This is a genomic window from Halalkalibacter urbisdiaboli (genome assembly GCF_002156385.1).
Classification (GTDB): Bacteria; Bacillota; Bacilli; order Bacillales; family Bacillaceae_D; genus Halalkalibacter_A; species Halalkalibacter_A urbisdiaboli.
Map to the genome: position 1 here is coordinate 755,450 of NZ_MVJM01000003.1, position 21,638 is coordinate 777,087.

Here is a 21,638-nt window from a genome sequence, read left to right on the forward strand (position 1 = left end):
TAATAAGAATCTAATCTATAAGGAGGACAATTTGGTTACTTTCGTTTATATTCTCATTTTTATTTCGCTTTCAATTTTTATGAGCGTGTTAGATTCAGTTGTTTATAAACAGTCCTTCATCCAAAGTGTAATACAGCTTATGTCTTTTGAAGTTGGTACGAGGCGTACAATCGTAGTGATGAGCGGTTTGCTTGGACTCATTTGCAGTATAACAACCGACTATCATTTACATAAAAATAAAGCTAAACAAAAAGAAAATCAGAGTGAGGGTCATCAATGAATGAATACCAGAAGGAAACCATTTCGCTCGGACAGCTTTTTATTTTGATAGTTGTTTTTTTATTAGGGACAACCATCATTCTAGCGAGAGGAGCGGAGGCGAAACAGGATTATTGGATGGCAGAGCTCCTTGGAATTTTCCTCGGTTTATGTTTTTTAGCTCTTTATTTGTATTTATTACATGCATCGAAGGGAAAAAATTTATATGAAATTTTAGAAGGGAATTTCGGGAAAAAAGTAGGGAAAGTATTTATCTTTACTTATACTGTGTATTTTCTATACCAAGCATCGCGAATTACTAGAGATGGTACTGAATTATTAAAAATAACGATTTTACCTGAAACCCCAATTGAAGTAACAGCCATTGCCATAATGTTTGTAATTGGGTATACCCTTTATCTTGGCATTGAAGTACTTGCACGCCTTGTTGAAATATTAGCCCCTTATTTTTTAATTTTCTTTCTCCTAATCGGGGCTTTTCTAGTTTTTAGTGAAGCGATTGATTTAACAAATTTTCAACCGATGCTTGCAGAAGGCTTTAATCCGATATTAACGAGTTTGCCGACAATGCTCACTTTTCCGTATGGAGAATTAGTTGTCTTTACGATTCTATTTTCAATGACTTCGCGTGTTCGTTCTGTTTCAAAGGTTGGAATTGTAGGATATCTAGTGAGTGGAATTCTGCTTGTCTATGCAGATTTTATCATAATTGGTACGCTTGGAGCTGAAATGAGTTCTCGCACCCTTTACCCATTGCTAGCAGCATCTAGAGAGGTGAATCTCTTACAATTTTTTGAGAGAGCCGACATATTAGTTGTTTTTATTTTGATGACAGGAGTTTTTTTAAAGGTAGCGATTTATTTTTTTATTGCAATAAAAGGGGTAGAGCATTTATTTGGCATTCCATATCGCCAAGTTTGTTTTCCGTTGGCGTTTCTAGTTCCTTTAGTATCATCATTAGTTGCGAAACACCTTGTTGAACACAATGTTGAAGGGTTAGAAGTGCTCCCGTATTTCGTCCACATCCCTTTTCAGCTAGTCATTCCTCTTTTAGTATTACTTGTCCTAATTGTGAAAAAGAAACAAATGAATAAAAAAGTGTTGGAATCAGGAATATGATAGTTACCCTTTTCATATTAGGGTGTCAGAAAATACGATTTCAGGAGAGAGTTCCAAGATGAATACAGCTAGAAACGAAACCCTTTCACTTTGGCAATTTTTTCTTCTCGTTATCGTCTTTACGATAGGGACAACCGTCGTTGTCGGTAGAGGAGATGATGCAAAGCAGGACATATGGATAGCGGAAATAATTGCTGTTTTCTTCGGTGTGGGCCTTGTTTATTTCTATTATTTTGTCTTAAAGCGCGGGGGAGGCAAAAACTTATACGGACTATTAGTACAGGTGTTTGGAACAAAGCTTGGCTATGTTATCGTATTCGGCTATGCTAATTATTTTATTTATATATCAACGAGAAACATACGTGATTTTGGCGAATTAATAAAGGTAACATTAATGCCAGTCACCCCGTTAGAAATTATTTCGCTAAGCATGATGGGCGTAGTTTTCTATGTTTTGTTCAATGGGCTTGAAGTTCTTGGGAAAATAAATGAGGTATTAGGTCCTTTTTTGATGACGTTTCTAGTTTTGGTTGGTGTGATGATTTTCATTACAGGTGAGATTGATGTGACGAATATTCAGCCGGTTTTGGCCGAAGGAATCAAACCGATAGTTAAAGCGTTTTTTCCAACGATGTTAACCTTTCCTTATGGGGAGACTGTTGTTTTTATGGTTATGATGACATCGGTTTCAAGATTTACAGCAGCAGGAAAAACAAGTGCCGCGGCGATCGTAGTAAGTGGTTTACTTATTGTATACTCTAATGTCGTGCAAATCACGACATTAGGAGAGGATGTTAGGAATCGTTCGATTTTTCCTTTAATGGTTGCTGCAAGGGAAATTGCTCTTTTAGAGTTTTTTGAACGTGTCGATATTCTCGTCGTATTTATTTTAATGATTGGAATTTTAATTAAAGTTAGCGTATTTTTTTATGCAGGTGTAAAGGGATTAGAATTTCTATTTCATATACCTTACCGTTACTTAATGCTCCCTATTACATTGCTTATCCCTTTATTTTCCTCCTTTATTGCTGATCATATCGTGTCCCATTTTGAGGAAGGTTTATTAGTTGTTCCTTATTTTCTTCATCTTCCGTTTCAAATTGGGATACCACTTTTTTTACTAATCGTGTTGCTTATCAAACAAAAAATGAAAATAAAAGGGAAAAGAGGTGAGAAGCATGAGAATCTATAAGCAAATTATGAAGGCTAAACGAGCAAAACAGAAAATGAATACACCAAATGATTTATTAGAGCGTGGTGAACCATCTAAGGAGCTATCTCATTTTTTAGTTGATAATGAAGCGACTTTTAATGTTATTTTTGCTGAAAACTTTGATTATTACCATAAACGAGTATATGTTGGTGGAAATGATGGCTTAATTTTGTACTTAAAAAGCATGGTCGATACAAAGTCTGTGTCTGAATATTTGATGGAAACGTTAGCTGAAGCGTATCAAGGTAAGAAAACCATTCATTCAGAGGAGGATGTCCAACGTTTTCAAAAGAAAATTTTTCCGAGTAGCGACTATGCTCTTGTTCAATATGAGCATGAGGTTGTTTGGTACGTTTTATCTGGGTATTGTGTAATCTTAATCGAAGGAGTTTCGAAAGGGCTCGCAATCAACAGTACAACAAATGAAAAGCGTGCAATTGAACAATCAAATACGCAAACGATTATTCGCGGGCCGAAGGATAGTTTTACAGAAGCACTTCCGACGAATATTAGTTTAATTCGTAGAAAAATTAAAAACCCTCACCTCATTTGCGAGAAAGTCATTGTCGGATCAGATACCCAAACCGCTGTTTGTATTACATATCTTAAAAATATCGCCGATCCGAAAATAGTGGAAGAGGTTAAAAAACGGATTAATGAGATCGATATTCATGGTATTTTCGATTCTGGAAATATTGAGGAATTAATAAATGATGATATGTATAGCCCTTTTCCGACGATTTATCATACAGACCGACCAGATACGACGTCAACAAAGCTGATTGATGGAAAAATTGCTATTGTTGTTGATGGAAGTCCGTTTGTGTTAATAATGCCTGTTGTGTTAAATGATTTCTTTCAAGTAAGCGAGGATTATTATCAAGGTATTTTTATCGGATCTTTTACACGCAGCATTCGGTATTTATCTTTTATGATCGCATTGATTTTACCGTCTATGTATATTGGGTTAACAACGTTTCACCAGCAATTGATTCCAACTAATCTAGCCTTTAATCTTCAAGCTCAAAGAGAAGGAGTTCCTTTTCCAGCTGTTGTTGAACTGTTAATGATGGAAATTACGTTTGAGATACTACGTGAGGCCGGGGTAAGGATGCCAAGGGCGGTTGGACAAGCAATTTCAATTGTCGGTACACTCGTTATTGGACAAGCCGCTGTTGAGGCAGGTGTCGTTTCCAGTTTTCTAGTCATTGTTGTCGCGCTGACTGCAATGGCAGGATTTGTATCGCCGATTTACTCATTTGCCAATTCTGCAAGGCTGTTACGTTTTGGATTAATTTTAATTACCGCGGTGCTTGGATTATATGGAACCCTTCTTGGGATTATAATGATTCTTGCTCATTTGGCAAGTTTACGTTCCTTTTCTGTCCCTTACTTAGCTCCTATGGGCCCATTTATTTTAGAGGACCAAACAGATACACTTCTCAGGCTTCCTCTTAAAATGCTTAACCGAAAACCTTCATACCTTTCAAAAAGAGCAACAGATGAACAAAGAAAGGCTGATTCAAAGGAAGGTGGTAAATCTTGAGAAGTTTTCCATGTATCTTCATTTTATGTGTTGTAATGATAGTAAGCGGCTGTTGGGATCGCCGCGAAATCAATGAAATCACCTTTGTTGCGGGGATGGCGATCGGAAAAGGGGATGATAAGGGATATGAGCTAACGCTTGAATATATCAACGCAAGTCAGCTTAATCCGCAAACATCAGAACGAATGACGCCAACCTTGTCATTTTCTTTAGCGGGAGATACCATTGCCGAATTGGACGATAAGATGAATGTCGGGATCACAAGGCAATTAGATTTTTCGCACACACGTACGGTCGTTATTGATGAAGATTTAGCGAGGGACGGAGTCGCAGCTTTTTTGCAATACATCGAGCGGAATGCAGAATTTCGTAATGATTTTCATTTATTAGTTGCTAGAGGTGTAAAGGCTAAAGATATTATCAAAACGTTGTATCCAGTTCAAAAGGTTCCTTCCTTAAAATTAGACGTGCAATTACAGTCGATGGCTGAAGAATGGGGAGGTTATCCTGATGTTCAATTTACCGACTTCACATCAAATATTTCTGCAGATGGACGCCATGCAGTGGCCGCTGCTGTAACGATTCAGGGGGATCCGAAAAAAGGCGAAGATGTGAAAAATAATGATAAAGTTTCATTGGATGCAATGACAGTTTTAGATGGGTTAGCCCTTTTTGAAAAAGATAAATTAATTGGTTATTTATCGGTTGATGAAACGAGAGATTATGTGTGGACACAGGATTTAAAGAAAACAACGATTAATGCGCCCTGTGGGCCGGAACGTAAGTTTTCTGTACGGATTTACAACTCTCATACTGAAACAAAAGCTAAATACGAGGGAGACACACCTATCATTACAATTAATTTAATACTTGAAGGAGAGCTTCAGTCAACTCAATGTCCGGATGAAACGAGTAAAATCAAGACTTACGAAAAGTATGAAAAAGAATTAACAGCACAAGTTGAGAATCAAGTGAAACAGACGATTACAAAAGTCCAGGAGAAATATGGAATTGATATTTTTGGCTTCGGTCAAGATATGGAAAGACAAGATTATAACCGTTTTAAACAAGTAAAGGATACGTGGGATGAAGAATTTAAAAAGGCAAAGGTCGATGTAAAGGTCAAGGCCTTTATAAGAAGAGACGGAATTAGAAATGAAAGCTTTTTAAAGGATGTCGAAGGTAAGTGATATATTAAAGGTGCTTGTTTAGAAGGTTAAAGGCTTCTCTAATGAATAATTTCATACAGAGGAGCTTTTTTGTACGGATGTCATCTTATGTTTGCTACAATGAACATAGTAGATTATGAGTAGTACGTAGATTATTAGGAGGGGTGAAGAATGAACAGTCCGAGTCTTTTAAAGCTTGATTCAACAGAGGAACGGATTCAGTTACTTAGAAAAAAGAGTAAGCCTTTTTTTAATAGGGCTGAAAAGCATGACCGAAATGGTACCTTCCCGAAAGAAAACATTGCAGATTTAAAGGCAATCGATTACCATGCTTTAACGATCCCAAAGAAATATGGTGGAAAAGAAATCTCTCTCTATGAAATGGTGAGACTTCAAGAAACTATTGCGGAGTTTGACGGAGCCACCTCTCTCTCGATTGGCTGGCATTTAGGAATCATTAAAAATCTTTCCGAAAGAAGAAATTGGGATGAAGATACGTATGCTGAGTTGTGTAAGGAGGTTGTAAAAAAGGGTGCGCTAATTAATGCGGCTGCTACTGAACCAGATACGGGAAGTCCTACAAGGGGGGGAAGACCAACTACGATTGCTCGAAAAGTAGGCAATGAGTGGTCAATTACTGGAAGAAAAACGTTTACGACAATGTCCCCTGTCCTTGATTTCTTTCTAGTGAGTGCATCGATTGATAAAACAGAGCAGGTTGGAAATTTTCTAATTCCAAGGACAAGTGAAGGTTTAACAATTGATGAAACGTGGGACATGATGGCGATGAGAGCTACCGGTAGTCATGATTTAGTATTAAATTCTGTTCGTGTAAATGACTCCAGACTTGTTGAGTATTTGACCCCTGGAGAAAAGCCTGCAGCAGGTTGGCTATTACATATTCCAGCCTGTTATTTAGGAATTGCAAAAGGTGCACAGGCTTATGCAATTCAATTTGCGAAAAGCTACTCTCCTAATAGTATTGAAGGGACGATTTCAGACTTACCGAATGTTAAACAAAAAATTGGAGAAATCGAGTTACTTCTTCAGCAAAGTAGTCATTTTCTATATGCGATTTCGAAAGCATGGGATGAATCTGATGAACAGCAAAGACAGCAAATGAAACCCGAACTAGGAGCAGTAAAGCATTGCGTAACAAATCAGGCTATTAAAGCGGTTGATTTAGCGATGAGAATTGTCGGCGCACATAGTTTATCAAATGAACGGCCTCTTCAGCGTTATTATCGTGATGTTAGAGCAGGCCTTCACAACCCACCAATGGATGATATGACAATCATGATGCTAGCCGCTACGGCTATGAATCGAATGTAGGATGATATAACGTGGTTTTTGTCCATTTATCATAGACTGATAACAAGATACTTTTCGAAAGCCTAGAATTAGCGAAAATTAATCGAAAAAAGTCTTTAATGTGTTTAGAGAATCCCACAATAGCAGAAAATAAAATAAATTGAGTCCAAAACGATAAATGAATCGAAGGGAGCTTAAACATGCGCACTTTTATAAAACCGAAAATTGTTGTTAGCAAATGTTTAGAATTTAGCGCATGTCGGTATAACGGAGATAAAATTAATGATGATATCATTGCAAATCTACAGCCATTTGTTTATTTTATACCTGTTTGCCCTGAGGTTGAAATAGGTTTAGGTACACCAAGAGATGTTATTCGATTAGTAGCAAATGGGGAAGAGTCTCGATTAGTTCAGCCCAAAACTGGTCATGATTTGACCGAGTCTATGACTGAGTTTTCGAATGAATTTCTTGGGAGCTTGGATGATATTGATGGCTTTATTTTAAAAGGTCGTTCTCCAAGCTGTGGAATCTCTGACGCGAAAGTTTATAGTGGCTTAGAAAAAGCACCGGTTGTTCGTACAGAAAGTGGTGTTTTTACAAAGGCCATTAAAAATTCTTACCCAAACATTCTCTTAGAAGATGAAGGTAGACTAAAAAATTTTATTATAAGAGAGCATTATTTTACGTACCTTTTTACGATTGCAGAATTTCGTGAGTTAAAAGAAAAAAATAAAACAATAGCTGCACTTATGCAATTTCAAGCAAGAAATAAATATTTATTCATGGCGATGCACCTAGATAAAATGAGAAATATGGGAAAAATAGTTGCGAATCATGAAAAAAAATCACTTGAAGACGTGTTTACTCAATATGAGGAAGAATTAATCTTATTATTTGCAAAACCACCTAATGCAGACGCGCATATAAATGTTTGCCAGCACGTATTTGGATATTTTTCAAAACAATTGACTTTACCAGAAAAAGAACATTTTCACTCAATGTTGGAGCGATTTCAACAACGAAAAAGCCCATTGAGTAGTGTCCTTAGTATTTTACGTTCTTGGTGTTATCGTTTTGATAATCAGTATTTGTTAAGGCAAACGTATTTTGAACCTTATCCCGAGGAACTAATTGCAATTAGCGATTCTGGAAAAGGTCGAAACCTTTCATAATTCTGTTATAATACATATCCATCCCTTGGAAAGGTGTCAGTTTTGTAGTCTGACGCCTTTTTTTGATATTCAACCAAGTTGTGCAGTAAGGGTTTTGTTTGAATGTGTTAATACAATCCGAAAATAACATTGACTATTATAGAACAGGTACATATAATAAAAATAGGAAAACAAACAAGGTTGAAATTAAAACATCAGGAGGGGACACCATGAGAGAAGCACAGACAACTAATTCTGATAATAGAACAGAAGAGATCCAAGAAGAACAATCTATTCTTGATATGATTAACGATTATTACAGCCGTAATGAATAAGGGATGTGTAGAGAAAAGTCATTCGTTAGCTAGACATGGCTTTTCTCTTTTTTATAATCCTTGTAACTTTTTTACAAATAGGTTATAATAAGATTATGATTTAATTCTTTTTAAAAGTGAGTGCATCTTTTTTATTCAGTGGCGCGGTCATCGGAGCCGCAACGATGAAAGAGAGGTAGGGCTTTTATTGTTTGAAAGGAAAAACGGATATTCTTTCCATTATCCCATAGGTTATTCTTTTAAAATACATGTTGGAGTTTATTATTCACATATTATAAGGAATAGTCACTCTTAGATGGATATTCCTCATAATATGTGAATTTTTATTTACCAAGGATTGTAAATGCGGATGGCATATTAAAGTAAATCAAATGAAGATTGGGGTTTTTAACAAGATGGTAGAACAAGGAACAGTAAAATGGTTCAATGCAGAAAAAGGATTCGGTTTTATTGAAGTGGAAAACGGTAATGATGTTTTTGTTCACTTTAGTGCAATCACAGGCGAAGGCTTTAAATCATTAGATGAAGGTCAATCAGTTGAATTTGAAATTGTTGAAGGCAACCGAGGACCACAAGCTTCTAACGTTGTAAAACGTTAAAGTTCAAATAAAAAAACACTATCCAACTTCATTTGGAGGGTGTTTTTTTATTTTACTTTCAGAGATTACCTCAATCTTTGAACAAAACTTAGTAAGAGGAATGAAAAGAGGACGATCGAGATTACCCAATAATAGGCGAGTATAATACTCCCTGATTCAACGGCTGTAAAAATCGCTGTTGGAATTGTTTGTGTTCGACCGGGAATATTTCCAGCGAACATCAATGTTGCTCCAAATTCACCAAGACCCCGAGCGAAGCCTAGCATATAGCCCGTTATAAGTGAACGCCAAGACAAAGGTAGTGTAATAAATTTAAGTACTTGATATTCGTTAGCCCCGAGTTGTCTAGCTGCTGCTTCTAATTCTGGATTAACATTTTCAAAGCCACTCCGTAGCATTTGATATACGAGAGGAAAAGCGACAACTACAGCTGCAATAACAGCTGCCCAAAACGAAAAAACAAGTGGCATTGAAAAAAGCCACTCAAACGAACGACCGACCCAGCTTTGTCTCCCTAATAAAACAAGAAGGCCGAATCCAATCACAGTTGGAGGTAATACTAACGGTAGCATTAAGAGTGTTTCTACGAATACTTTACCCTTAAAGGCAATTCGGCTCATAAACCATGCACAAATTAGTGCTAGAACAAAAGCGATGATACTAGCAATGCTAATCATCTGTAATGATATAATAATAGGAGACCAAAATGTTTGATTACTCATCGCTTACATTCCTTGAAATCCGTATTTTTTGAAAATGTTAAATGCAGCAGGTGTTTGTAGCCAGTTAAAGAATTGTTCTGCTTCATCTGGGTACATTGATGATTCCAAAAGGGCAAGCGGATAGATAATGAATTCATGGCTGTCTTCCGGAGCTGTTGAGCGAATGTCGACTGCTTCTGATTGTAGAGCGTCTGTCACGTAAACAATCCCAGCATCTACATTACCTGTTTCAACATAGGTTAATACTTGTCGTACGTCACTAGCAAATACAAGTTTGTTTTCAATGATTTCATATAAACCAGTGTATTCTAAAGTCTGTTTTGCGTATTCTCCAGCTGGAACCATTTCAGGTAATCCGATTGCTATATGCTTAACTTGACTTTTTTGCAAATCATCAAAATTATAAATAGTATTGTTGTCTTTATCGGTGATTAAAACGAGCTGGTTCCGTAATAAAGCAACATTAGGATTTGCACCATCTAATTGCTCTACCCAACGAACGGCAGCAGGTAAAAATATATCTGCCGGGGCACCTTGAGTAATTTGTGTTTTTAATTGCCCTGAAGAGCCGTAGTTTGGCGTAATTTTTATTGTAGGGTCAATTGTTTCGTATTCAGCTATTAATTCATTCATTGCTCCTGTTAAACTAGCAGCAACCATGATATGTAGTTCAGTTTTGTCATTTTGGTCTGTGCAACCGATGAGGAGCATAACGATAAAAAACAGTAAGAGTAGTGGATAGTGCTTCATGCAAATTTCCTCTCATATAGCCCAAAAATTATGTTAATGTTAACATAAAAAAAATGAAATAACTAGATATGAACATAAAAAAAGACTCCATAATTGGAGTCTTTTTGTTGTATTATGCTTTTTGTACGTTAGCTGCTTGTGGGCCACGGTTTCCTTCAACGATTTCGAATGTTACCGCTTGACCTTCTTCAAGAGATTTGAAACCTTCTGATTGGATAGCTGAAAAGTGAACGAATACATCGTCTCCGTCTTGGCGCTCGATGAAACCGAATCCTTTTTCTGCGTTAAACCATTTTACTGTACCTTCTAACATGTTGTTTCCTCCTATGTGTGTACACTTTGTACACAGTTGTATTACTATCTTCGCCATTAATAAAACTTACAAGAGGAAAAACAATGTTGAAATTCCTTCTTTCCATCTTAAAAACGAACAAAATCTAGTCTACTTATATTAGCATGTGTTTTATGAGAAATCAAGCGGAAAATTAAATAATGGATCTTTTATAAGAATACTGTAAATTATAATAAAAGCATTTTTTTTGCAGAATTAAAAGAAAACCCTTACAATACAAATCGGTACTTGATTTGCTTTAGCAAAAGAGAAAATGGAGGAAATTGCACATATGAATTACAGACGACTAGGTAAAACAAATGATACGATTAGTGAAGTAAGCTTCGGTACTTGGGCTATCGGTGGTGATTGGGGTAATGTGCAAACAGATGATGCTGTCAAAGCATTAAATCACGCAATCGATAAAGGTGTTAATTTCTTCGATACGGCAGATGTTTATGGTGGTGGGAGAAGTGAGGAAATTATTGGAGATGTTCTTCAAAAACGCTCAGAAAGAATTTACGTAGCGACAAAGTTTTGTCGCAATGGCGATATCGACGATCCGAAAACGTATTCCTATGATCGAGTAAAAGAATATGCGATAGCTAGCTTGAAGCGATTGAAGCAAGAGACGATCGATCTTTATCAAATTCATTGCCCACCAACAGAGATTTTAAAACAGGGTGAAGTTTTCCATACGTTAGACCGCTTAAAGGATGAGGGCATTATTCGTAACTATGGTGTTAGTGTGGAATCCGTTGAAGAAGGGCATATTTGCATGGAACATCCGAATGTTGCTACCTTGCAAATCATTTTTAATATTTTCCGTCAGAAGCCGCTTGAGTCATTGCTTTCTGAAGCCGCAAATAAAAATGTAGGGATTATTGTCAGGCTCCCACTTGCTAGTGGATTACTAACAGGGAAGTTTACGAAAAATACGACATTCTCGGAAAATGATCACCGTCATTTTAATCGTGATGGACAAGCCTTTAACGTTGGAGAAACATTCGCCGGGATCCCTTTCCAAGAAGCTGTTGAACTGAGTGACAAGCTTAAATGGATTGCGGAAGGTAGAGAAAGTATGACACAAGCAGCCCTTCGTTGGATATTGGATCAACCAGAAGTAAGCTGTGTCATCCCTGGTTTTAAAAATATTGAGCAGGTTGACGGTAATTTAAAAGCGCTTAGCACTCCTAGTTTTACTGATTCCGAAATGGAAAAATTAAAACAATTTTATCAAGATGAGATTGCTCATCGCATTCGTGGTAAATATTAAATTATAAGTGTAGGGGCTGTTTCAAAAGGTTGTTTTTTAACCTTTTGGTACAGCCTCTTTTTTTGGAGAGGTGCAATGAAGGAAGTCTAATCATTCATATGTATGGTGAAAATATGATACGATAGTGCTTTAAGGATAGGTAAAGGGGTTAAACACAATGACAATTGAACAAGTGTTAACAGATAAGGTTAAAGATTTAATAAATAGACAAAAACTAAATGAAGTTGAAGAGTATAGCTATCTCATCGGAAAAGGAGGCTACGTCCCTCCAGAGCAGGATTTGGTTACGGATGCGGTCGTTGCGTTATCGTTAGGGAAAAACGTTCTCTTAAAAGGGCCAACTGGGTCTGGGAAAACAAAGTTTGCGGAAAGTCTATCTCAATTATTTAACAGACCAATGCATATGGTAAACTGCTCGGTTGATTTAGATGCTGAGAGCCTACTTGGCTTTAAAACACTCAATTATGAAAACGACAAGCAGAAAATTGAATTTGTTCCTGGTCCAGTTATTGAATCAATGAAACATGGTCACTTTCTTTACATCGATGAAATTAATATGGCTAAGCCGGAGACACTGCCATTGATTAATAGTGTACTTGATTACAGAAAAACATTAACAAACCCGTTTACAGCTGAAGTGATTCATGCTAAGCAAGGGTTTGGAGTGATTGCTGCCATTAATGAAGGGTATGTTGGTACAGTTCCATTAAATGAGGCTTTAAAAAATCGTTTTGTTATTATCGATGTTCCATATTTATCAGGAGAGCTATTACTTGATCTAATAAAAACAGCAACGCATTTAGCTGATAACGGTATCATCGAACGCTTTGTCCGTTTATCAAATGACTTAATTCTTGCTTCAAAGCAAGGAAAGCTATCTGAAGATGCGACATCGATTCGAGCTTTACTTGACGCTTGTGATCTTGCAGCTCATATCCCACCGGCCCGTGCAATAAAACGGGCGATCGTTGATAAATTAGATGAAGAACGTGAAAAAGAAATCGTGGCGAACATTACCGATACATTGTTTTAAGTCCCATGTGAAAAGAGGAAGGGTCACATGAAATTTATTAGTTTTAACGATTCAAAGATCGATACTAACCTATTTCTTCAGCTTCAGGATTTGGCTAGTATACTTGCTGAGGATGAAGAGCTTGAATTTGAGTACCAATTTGGACATTTCCTTGATCGAAAAGGACATCGTATTACCGCGAGTCATTTTTGGGACAACCGTAATGAAACAGAAATGGTTGCTGGGTATAAGACTGACATTTATTTACGTGCAGTTGGTTCAAGAAAATATACAAACGAAACCGTATTAGCTGAGTATAAAGAGACTTTAGCGGAAACACATCTTAAAAAATTTGCGCAGCAGCTTTTTACATTGTTTGAAGATATACGAATTGAGGAGCTTTGTAAAAAGGAAAGACCTGGGACGAAGAAACTGTTTCGGATTAGAAGAGAGACATTAAAGAAATACTTTCGGAGCCAGGCTGTGACAAATAAGACGATGAGTTATTTTCTTGACGAATTATTTTGTCTCATTTTCATTACGGTGGAGGCGAACGCAGCTTATCAGAACATTGAAGAAGCTAATGAAAAGCAACAAACCCTTTTAGAAGAGATAAAACCTCTTATATTTGAACTATATGAGGCTAAAAGCACAGTCGATGTTGTTCGTTTATGCGAGCGTATCGTTTTCCGGTTAACCCCGGAATATGACAAGGACTCAATGAATGAGTATTTTGTTTACCCATTTTATGAACAACCATCATCGAACAACGAATCAATATTTGATGAGTTAAAACGAAAAGATGGGTTAAAAAACGATGATGAGAAAAATGTTGACTCAGAGCAAGAGGGCTCAGATGAATCGTTTTCTACATGGCATCGAGAAATTGATCCGGACGAACAAAACCAAACATTTTTACAGTTCGAACTAGAAAGTGGTACGGAAACGGATATGCTTGGAGATGGTGCTAGAGAAGGTGAAGAAGGTGACCAAGCAATGGCATCAGTTCAAGGAGCTTCCGGAAAAAGTAAGGAGAAGGATTATTCAAGTCTTGAAGCTCTTCAAGATGAACAGTCTAAAAAGCGTGCAAATGGTTCGTCTAAGTACGGTGAAGAAAATAGAGATGCGATTAAAATAGAGAAATCTCTTCGAAGACCATCACTTGAAGAGATACCAATGTATCAGGAGATTGTGACAGAAATTGACGGGTACCGCCGGAAGCTATCAACGACAATTGAAAAAACATTGGAGCATAAAAAAATTAGTCCGAGACGGGATTTATTATACGGTCGGTTATCTAAAAAATTACTACCAGTTACGTTTGAGCCTGTTCCAAGGGTCTTTTATAAAAAAAATAGTCCTTCAACCGAAATTGATGCTGTCTTTACTTTACTAGTTGATTGCTCGGCTTCGATGCATAATAAAATGGTGGAGACGAAAAAAGGGATCGCCTTGTTTCATGAAGTATTAAAAAAGCTACGAATTCCCCATTCAGTTGTCGGCTTTTGGGAGGATGCAAATGAGGTAAAAAAAGGCTATCAACCGAATTATTTTCACCGTGTCGTCTCATTCGAAAACTCGTTACACAATCGAACGGGTGTAGAAATCCTTCAACTTCAGCCAGAGGAGGATAATCGTGACGGTTATAGTATTCGCGTCATATCAGAAGAGCTTTTACACCGACGTGAGAAGCATCGGTTCCTGTTAGTTTTTTCTGACGGTGAACCTGCAGCTGACGGTTATGACCAAAATGGAATTGTTGATACACACGAAGCAGTGCTTTTTGCTCGTAAACAAGGAATTGATGTGATTGGCATGTTTTTAGCGAATGGTGAAATTGAAGAAACTGATGAAAAAACAATGGGAAATATTTATGGGAAAGAGTATGTTCTAGTTCCTAGTGTGGATAGGTTATCTGAACAATTTGCACCGTTGTTAAAAAAATTAATTTTAAAATCATTATAGTGGGGGCACGATTTGTGAGTATTTATGAGAAGTTACCTTTTACATTTGATCCGAAGCGTTCGTTTTTTGACCAGTTAAATGAATGGGTTGGTGATGTCTTTTATGATATTTTACCAGAGGCTGGTATGGAGCTTCGTGACGAGCAAATTTTTATGGCTTTTCAATTGGAAAAGGCCTTTACCGATAATAAAATTATGCTTGCTGAGGCAGGAGTTGGTACAGGCAAAACCATCGTTTATTTATTATATGCTCTTTGTTATGCACGGTATAAGAGAAAACCGGCAATTATTGCCTGTGCAGATGAGTCACTAATCGAACAGCTTGTAAAAAAGGAAGGAGATATTGCCAAACTAGCAACTATATTAAATTTAACGATTGATGTTAGGTTGGCAAAATCAAAGGAGCAATATCTTTGCTTAAAAAAGCTTGATGAACAGCGGAATTTAGATGAATATGAAGAAGTTTTTGATGATGTGTACGTTTCATTACCTCCGTTTGTAACCTCAAATCAAACACTGCAGTCCTACTATCATTATGGTGATCGGAAGGAATATGCTCATCTAACGAATGAGCAGTGGGATAAAATCGGCTGGGACACATTTCAAGATTGTTTCGTTTGTGAACATCGGCATCGCTGTGGTCAAACCTTGTCACGCGAGCATTACCGAAAATCTACGGACTTAATTATTTGTTCACATGATTTTTATATGGAACATGTATGGACGTTTGAATCAAGAAAACGGGAAGGGCAGCTACCACTTTTACCTGAAGCGAGTACAGTCGTCTTTGATGAAGGACATTTATTAGAGATAGCAGCACAAAAGGCATTAACGTATAAGTTTCGCCATGATGTTTTAGAAGAGTTATTGAGTCGCTTACTTGAAAATAATGTTCGCGAAGAATTTGCAGTTCTCGTTGATGAAACGATTTCTCAAAGTCTTCACTTTTCATTTTTATTACGGGATCATTCAAAATACGTTGAGGGTTCAGAGCGTAAGGAAATCGAAAACATTGAAGTAGTACTAGCCGAAGCAAACCGGTTTGCCGCACTAATCTCTCAGTTAGAAGACGAAATTGTTTTTGAGAGCGAACTATATACCATTGATGAATATCAATTAAAAATCGTCGAGGAACACCTTGATATGATTCATCATGCATTATCAATATTTGTAAAACAAACAAATGTTATCTCTTGGGTGACAGATGATAAGCAAGGGGTTACCCTTGTAATCATGCCACGTTTAGTTGAAGAAGTACTTAAGGAAAAGGTCTTTTCGAAACAGATTCCATTTATTTTTACATCAGCAACGTTATCTACAAATGGCTCATTTGATTATATCGCAAATAGTCTAGGTATAAAGGCTCCTCTTTCGTTTTCAGTTGAATCTCCATTTAACTATCAAGAACAAATGAAGATTTATACACCTGAAATTTCAACTGAAAACAGTTTTTCTGAGAAGCTTGATTATACAATTTCCTGTTTAAAGGAAACGGATGGAAAGGCACTATTGTTATTTACGAGTGAGGAAGAGTTGAAGCAATTTAAACAAGCGATGAAAGAAATTGATGCGTTTAGTAATTGGACGTTTCTATTTGAAGGAGATCGAGAAATCAGTCAATTGATCTCAACGTTTCAAGAAGAGGTGAACGCTGTACTTTGTGCTGTAAGTCTGTGGGAAGGACTTGACATACCCGGGCCGTCTCTTTCTAACGTCATCATTTGGTCTCTCCCATTTCCTCCAAAGGATCCTGTTTTTGAGGCGAAACGAAAGGTAGCAAAGGATCCATTTTTGGATGTGGATATACCTCATATGCTCTTGCGTCTACGTCAGGGTGTAGGTCGATTAATTAGAACGCATGAGGATAAAGGAATCGTTTCAATTGTTGATTCACAGCTGTTCATGAATGAGGCATTACTTAAAATGGTAAGGGGAATTCTTCCAGTGGAGGTTGAACGTAACACATCTTTTATTCAATAAAAAGGAAGGACAGCGCGGTGCGTTGTCCTTCTAGTTATCATGAGGTGAACCGTGAAAGGAACAGGACTTGTATTAGAGGGCGGAGGAATGAGAGGACTTTACACCGCGGGGGTTCTCGAATATTTTCTAGAACAGAAGTTATTTTTTCCTTACGTGGTTGGTGTTTCAGCGGGTGCATGCATGGGAGCTTCCTATGTTTCAAGACAAGAGGGAAGAAATAAACAAGTGAATATTGGCTTAGCGACAGATAAACGTTTCGTCTCATTAAGAAATTATCTTTTAAGGCGTGAGTTATTTGGGATGGACTTTCTTTTTAATGAAATCCCAAATCAAATCGTACCTTTTGATTTTGACACTTTTTTTACGGTGAACGATCAATTTATAGTCGGAACAACGGATTGTGAAACGGGTGAACCTGTATACTTTCATAAAAATAGCATAGGAAAGGAAATTTTACCCGTCATTAGAGCTTCAAGCTCAATACCGTTTATTGCTCGCCCCGTTAAGATAGCAGGGAGATTTCTATTAGATGGTGGGCTATCAGATCCGATTCCAATTCAGAAATCGATTCAAGATGGTAATCATAAGCATGTGATTATTATGACTAAATCAAAAACATACCGGAAAAAGCCAAGTCGTCTACGTCCATTCATTAAACGTAGCTATTATAAGTACCCGAATATTGCTAGATTGTTAAGTGAGCAGCATATTTACTATGAACGCGCTTGTTCAACAATTGAAACTGAACTAAATAAAGGAAAAGCCTTTGTGATTCAGCCAAGTAGAGAGGTTGCTGTTGGAATGATTGAACGTAATCAAAAAAAGCTAACGAACTTATATGAGCTCGGGTATGAAGATGCAAGGGTAAATTATAATAAGTTAATTGAATTTTTACATGACTCGTGAAGGAAAAAAGGGGCATATTTGATGAGTTTTGCAGTCGGAATTGATATTGGTGGAACGAAAATTGCGATAGGAGTCGTTTCAAGTTGGGGAGAGGTTGTAATAAAAGATACGATTGCGATGAATGTAGAATGTTCTCCAACGAAAATGATTGACGATGTCCTGTTATGTATGAATAAACAATTACATTCTCTTCCAAACGATATATTAATTTCAGGTATTGGGATTGGAGCACCTGGTCCGTTGAATGTAGAGAAAGGGATCATTCTTTCACCAACAAATCTGCCAACTTGGCAAAACTTTGCAATCGTTAACCAGGTGAAAATGGCATGTCCGTATCCCGTAGTGCTTGAAAATGATGCCAACGCAGCTGCTTTAGCTGAAAAATTGTTTGGAGCAGGGAAGGACTGTGATGATTTTATTTATTTAACAGTTAGTACTGGAATTGGGGCAGGGATTATTAGTGGCGGAGTTTTGCTGAGTGGTTTTCAAGGTAATGCTGGTGAGATTGGTCATCTTGTTGTCGATCCTTCAGCCGGAACATGTAAGTGTGGACAAGCAGGATGTTTGTATATGGTTTCATCTGGAAAGGCAATTGCACAAAGAGGCTCTGAAATCGTTGGCTCTCCCGTCTCAACTGAGGATGTTTTTAATTTATATTTCAAAGGTCATCAAGAAATAACACAGCTTGTTGAAAAAGCAATTTGGGGGCTAGGGGTCGGCTGTGTGTCATTAATTAACTTCATCGAACCTGAAAAAATCATCATTGGCGGCGGTGTTTCAAAGGTTGGCGAACCTTTATTTAGTGCTATTCGGTCATACGTTAAAAATCACGCGCTTCATCTATCTGGTAAACAGACAAAAATTATACCTACCTCGTTAAAACAGGATTCTGGTTTAATTGGGGCGGCTGCGCTAGTATTTCAGTAATGACGTAATGATGTTTATTAATAGATGTATGATTCTAAATCATTCCATCCATCCTAATGATGATCGGAAAAAGCATCGAAGGGATGATCGAAATGGATTCAAACTTAGGGTACTTACGCGAATCATTGTCAAATCACTTAGAACATCATGAATTATGTCAGCGTATTTACGATAGGATCGAAAATAATTCGTATAAAGATGAGGAAGAATTTGTTCGTGACTTAAATGAAAATGAAATTATGCTTCTAAATCTAATACTACGTACTGAAATTGGCTACGCAAAACAGGAACAGGACGAGAAACGTGAACGACAATTAAGTGACGTTTACGAATTGCTTATTTAAGGTATAGTTGAGGAGGCTGTGCCAAAAGGTTGTTTTTTAACCTTTTGGCACAGCCTTCATGCAATGAGCGTAGTCGCTACATCTTTTAAAAGTCTTACAATGAGAAGGGTACTGAAAAAGGGAAACCCACCCTTTTTCAGTGCCCTCACAATGAGTGGGGTTCTCATCGTAAGGCGCGTAGCGGACGAAGCCATTGCTGTGCACGCTTTATGCTTTTGAGACAATCCACATGTTTTTTATAGAGGAAATAATTATTCAGATATCGTATACATAAAATAAGGTGTATAAATTCTCCATTTTCAAGAAAAGCAGCAACTAGTAGAAAAAGGAGTTGTGAGATGAAGCAGACAGATCAGGTGTGGCAAAAAGAACAGGAAAGAGTAAATATAGTTGTCGAAAAAATTAAAGAACGTATGAATGAATTGAGAGAAAAAGTGGGTGTTGTTCAAGAAGATGTTGTTGAGTTTCGAAAAAAGTTTTGGGAGGATGTTACTGTTAATCTAGAAAATGATGACGAAGCAATTGAGACAATTGCGAGTATTAAACAACAGGCTGAGGTACTCTCGGAAAGAGAGCGAAGGCATCGGCATGATGTGAATCAGTTAAAAAGTTTACATAGATTGAAGGAAACACCTTATTTCGGGAAAATTACGTTTTTAGAAGATGGAGAAGAGGACGCAGAACCTGTCTATATCGGAACAGCATCGTTTGTTGATAACAATGGCTTTGATTTCTATGTTTACGATTGGCGTGCTCCAATTTCAAGTTTGTATTATGATTCAGGGCCAGGTAGTGCAAAGTATGATACACCAGTTGGTGAGATCACAGGAGCCATTGAGGAAAAGAAGCAATTTATTATTAGAAATGCTCATATCGAACATATGTTTAATACAGGGATTACTATTGGTGACGAAATGCTTCAGGAAGTACTAGGCTCTCAAGCTAATACGCAAATGAAAAGCATTGTCGCAACAATCCAACATGAACAAAACCAAATCATTCGTAATGAACGGGCACGGGTGTTAATTGTCCAAGGCGTTGCAGGAAGTGGGAAAACATCGGCAGCACTGCAACGTGTGGCATACTTACTTTATCGTTATCGAGAGACGTTGCAAGCCGATCAAATTGTCCTTTTTTCACCGAATCCGATGTTTAATAGTTATGTGGCGACTGTTTTACCTGAACTCGGTGAAGAAAATATGCAGCAGACAACATTTCAAGATTATATTGAACATCGGCTTGGACAGCAATTCTCGATTGAGGATCCATTCTCACAAATGGAGTATGTTTTGACTAAGCATAATTCACGAGAATATGAATCTCGTATCGAAGGAATTGAGTTGAAATCATCGATCCGTTATATGCATTTGATGGACGATTACATTAACGTACTAAAGAAAACAGGTATGGTTTTTAAAGAAATAACCTTTAGAAGTCAAACGTTATTCTCAGCTGAGACGATTACGGATTGGTTTTATTCATTTGAGAAAACTCTTTCTATTCCGAACCGAATTCAATTATTAGTCGAAAAATTATTGAAGGAAATTCGGATCATAGAGAAGGAAGAACGTAAAAAAGAATGGGTCGAACGAGAAATTGAGTTATTGGATAAAGACAGTTATTTATATGCTTTTAATCGTGTGGAAAAGCAAAATCAAGACAATGGTGACGGCCTTTATGATTATGAACGAGAAGAGGAAATATTAACAGCAATGGTCGTAAAACGACACTTTAAGCACATTCGCCGAAAAATAAAGCAATTGCGCTTTATTGATGTAACGAAAATGTATATTGCTTTTTTAAACGAACATGTTTGTCAGCTGTCCGACTTGGAAAAGGGCAAGGAAATGTGTTCCGAATCAATTAGAAACATTGAACAATCGCAACTTTTCTTTGAAGATGTTACTCCAATACTATATTTAAAAGGAAAAATTGAAGGCTTTGAGATGAATACCATTATCCGGCATGTGTTTATTGATGAAGCACAAGATTATTCGCCGTTTCAGTTTGCTTTTATAAAACATATGTTTCCGCGTGCTAAAATGACTGTTTTAGGGGACGTTTATCAATCGATTTACACTCATTCTCTAGCGAATGATTTCGCTTTCACCCTCAACGAATTGTTCAAAGAAGATGATACTGAATCGTATCGATTAGCCAAAAGCTATCGGTCAACGAAACAGATTATTGACTTTACAAGGCAGATTATTGGTGCTGATATCAATCCGTTTAATCGTCAAGGAAGAATGCCTGTATTGAAAAAGACAGACAGTTATAAGGATTTAGATGAATGGGTGCCCGCTCGTATTGATTTCATGCGAGAAGAAGGGCATAAAACGATTGCGGTTATTTGTAAAACAGCAGAGGAAAGCCAAGAAGTGTTTAATAAATTGAAGGAACAGGTAGACGCACGGTTGATGACTAAGCACTCGACTGGTTACGAAGAGGGTATTTTAGTGATTCCTTCTTATTTAGCAAAAGGGATTGAGTTTGATACGGTCATTGTATATGATGCATCAAAATATCGTTATGAGAGTGAGCGTAATTTGTTCTATACGATCTGTACGAGAGCGATGCATGTATTAGAAGTAGGCTATGTAACGACAACGAGTCCGTTTATTGAAGGGATTTCAAAAGAGACGTATGAAGAAGCATAATAGGGGGATGTCTCAAAAGGCTTGTTTTTGACCTTTTGGGGCAT

General features: G+C 37.2%; 19 protein-coding genes. 16 read left to right on the forward strand and 3 right to left on the reverse strand.

Annotated elements, in window-relative coordinates; genetic code table 11:
• Positions 1–31 precede the first annotated feature (31 nt).
• The 8 genes from B1R93_RS18105 (at position 32) to B1R93_RS18140 (ending at position 8,725) form a co-directional block, all read left to right on the forward strand.
• The gene (locus tag B1R93_RS18105) at positions 32–280 is read left to right on the forward strand and encodes a hypothetical protein (RefSeq protein ID WP_088105350.1); all 249 of its coding nucleotides are present in this window, start codon (positions 32–34) and stop codon (positions 278–280) included.
• A complete protein-coding gene (locus B1R93_RS18110; protein ID WP_088105351.1) occupies positions 277–1,398 on the forward strand; it encodes a GerAB/ArcD/ProY family transporter in 1,122 nt (373 codons plus the stop codon). Before B1R93_RS18105 ends, B1R93_RS18110 begins: the two co-directional genes overlap by 4 nt.
• A gap of 58 nt (positions 1,399–1,456) precedes the next feature.
• Positions 1,457–2,590: a GerAB/ArcD/ProY family transporter gene (locus B1R93_RS18115; RefSeq protein WP_088105352.1), complete on the forward strand. Its 1,134-nt coding sequence runs from the start codon at positions 1,457–1,459 to the stop codon at positions 2,588–2,590.
• Positions 2,577–4,157 carry a spore germination protein gene (locus tag B1R93_RS18120; RefSeq protein ID WP_245308322.1) on the forward strand — a complete coding sequence of 527 codons (1,581 nt, stop codon included), beginning with the start codon at positions 2,577–2,579 and terminating at the stop codon, positions 4,155–4,157. Before B1R93_RS18115 ends, B1R93_RS18120 begins: the two co-directional genes overlap by 14 nt.
• A complete protein-coding gene (locus B1R93_RS18125) occupies positions 4,154–5,347 on the forward strand; it encodes a Ger(x)C family spore germination protein (protein ID WP_088105353.1) in 1,194 nt (397 codons plus the stop codon). The genes B1R93_RS18120 and B1R93_RS18125 overlap by 4 nt, the downstream gene beginning before the upstream one ends.
• A 150-nt stretch (positions 5,348–5,497) precedes the next feature.
• On the forward strand, positions 5,498–6,658 hold the full coding sequence (locus B1R93_RS18130; protein WP_088105354.1) for an acyl-CoA dehydrogenase family protein: 1,161 nt from the start codon (positions 5,498–5,500) through the stop codon (positions 6,656–6,658).
• Positions 6,659–6,837: 179 nt separating this feature from the next.
• Positions 6,838–7,812, forward strand: a complete 975-nt coding sequence (locus B1R93_RS18135; RefSeq protein ID WP_088105355.1) for a YbgA family protein — start codon at positions 6,838–6,840, stop codon at positions 7,810–7,812.
• Positions 7,813–8,521: 709 nt separating this feature from the next.
• Complete coding sequence (locus B1R93_RS18140; RefSeq protein WP_088105356.1) at positions 8,522–8,725, forward strand: cold-shock protein; 204 nt, start codon at positions 8,522–8,524, stop codon at positions 8,723–8,725.
• 65 nt (positions 8,726–8,790) lie between these two features.
• Here B1R93_RS18140 and modB read toward each other — a convergent pair whose 3' ends face one another.
• The 3 genes from modB to B1R93_RS18155 form a co-directional block, all read right to left on the reverse strand.
• Complete coding sequence (modB, locus tag B1R93_RS18145; RefSeq protein ID WP_088105357.1) at positions 8,791–9,447, reverse strand: molybdate ABC transporter permease subunit; 657 nt, start codon at positions 9,445–9,447, stop codon at positions 8,791–8,793.
• A gap of 3 nt (positions 9,448–9,450) precedes the next feature.
• Positions 9,451–10,197 (reverse strand): molybdate ABC transporter substrate-binding protein, encoded by a 747-nt coding sequence (gene modA / locus B1R93_RS18150; RefSeq protein WP_245308323.1) that lies wholly within the window; start codon positions 10,195–10,197, stop codon positions 9,451–9,453.
• A gap of 112 nt (positions 10,198–10,309) precedes the next feature.
• Complete coding sequence (locus B1R93_RS18155) at positions 10,310–10,510, reverse strand: cold-shock protein (protein ID WP_088105358.1); 201 nt, start codon at positions 10,508–10,510, stop codon at positions 10,310–10,312.
• Between the two features lie 310 nt (positions 10,511–10,820).
• Here B1R93_RS18155 and B1R93_RS18160 point away from each other — a divergent pair, with 310 nt between their 5' ends.
• From B1R93_RS18160 to helD, 8 genes are all read left to right on the forward strand, one after another.
• The gene (locus B1R93_RS18160; RefSeq protein WP_088105359.1) at positions 10,821–11,804 is read left to right on the forward strand and encodes an aldo/keto reductase; all 984 of its coding nucleotides are present in this window, start codon (positions 10,821–10,823) and stop codon (positions 11,802–11,804) included.
• A 157-nt stretch (positions 11,805–11,961) separates the two neighbouring features.
• Positions 11,962–12,837, forward strand: coding sequence for an ATP-binding protein (locus B1R93_RS18165; RefSeq protein ID WP_088105360.1), 876 nt, complete (start codon positions 11,962–11,964; stop codon positions 12,835–12,837).
• A 27-nt stretch (positions 12,838–12,864) separates the two neighbouring features.
• Positions 12,865–14,781: a vWA domain-containing protein gene (locus B1R93_RS18170; RefSeq protein ID WP_088105361.1), complete on the forward strand. Its 1,917-nt coding sequence runs from the start codon at positions 12,865–12,867 to the stop codon at positions 14,779–14,781.
• Positions 14,782–14,795: 14 nt separating this feature from the next.
• A complete protein-coding gene (locus B1R93_RS18175; protein ID WP_088105362.1) occupies positions 14,796–16,760 on the forward strand; it encodes an ATP-dependent DNA helicase in 1,965 nt (654 codons plus the stop codon).
• 51 nt (positions 16,761–16,811) lie between these two features.
• A complete protein-coding gene (locus tag B1R93_RS18180) occupies positions 16,812–17,666 on the forward strand; it encodes a patatin-like phospholipase family protein (RefSeq protein ID WP_088105363.1) in 855 nt (284 codons plus the stop codon).
• 21 nt (positions 17,667–17,687) lie between these two features.
• Entirely contained in the window at positions 17,688–18,593 is a 906-nt protein-coding gene (locus tag B1R93_RS18185) for an ROK family protein (protein ID WP_088105364.1), read from the forward strand.
• A 92-nt stretch (positions 18,594–18,685) separates the two neighbouring features.
• Positions 18,686–18,937 carry a sporulation protein gene (locus B1R93_RS18190; protein ID WP_088105365.1) on the forward strand — a complete coding sequence of 84 codons (252 nt, stop codon included), beginning with the start codon at positions 18,686–18,688 and terminating at the stop codon, positions 18,935–18,937.
• Between the two features lie 338 nt (positions 18,938–19,275).
• Positions 19,276–21,594, forward strand: coding sequence for an RNA polymerase recycling motor HelD (gene helD, locus B1R93_RS18200; RefSeq protein WP_088105367.1), 2,319 nt, complete (start codon positions 19,276–19,278; stop codon positions 21,592–21,594).
• Positions 21,595–21,638 lie beyond the last annotated feature (44 nt).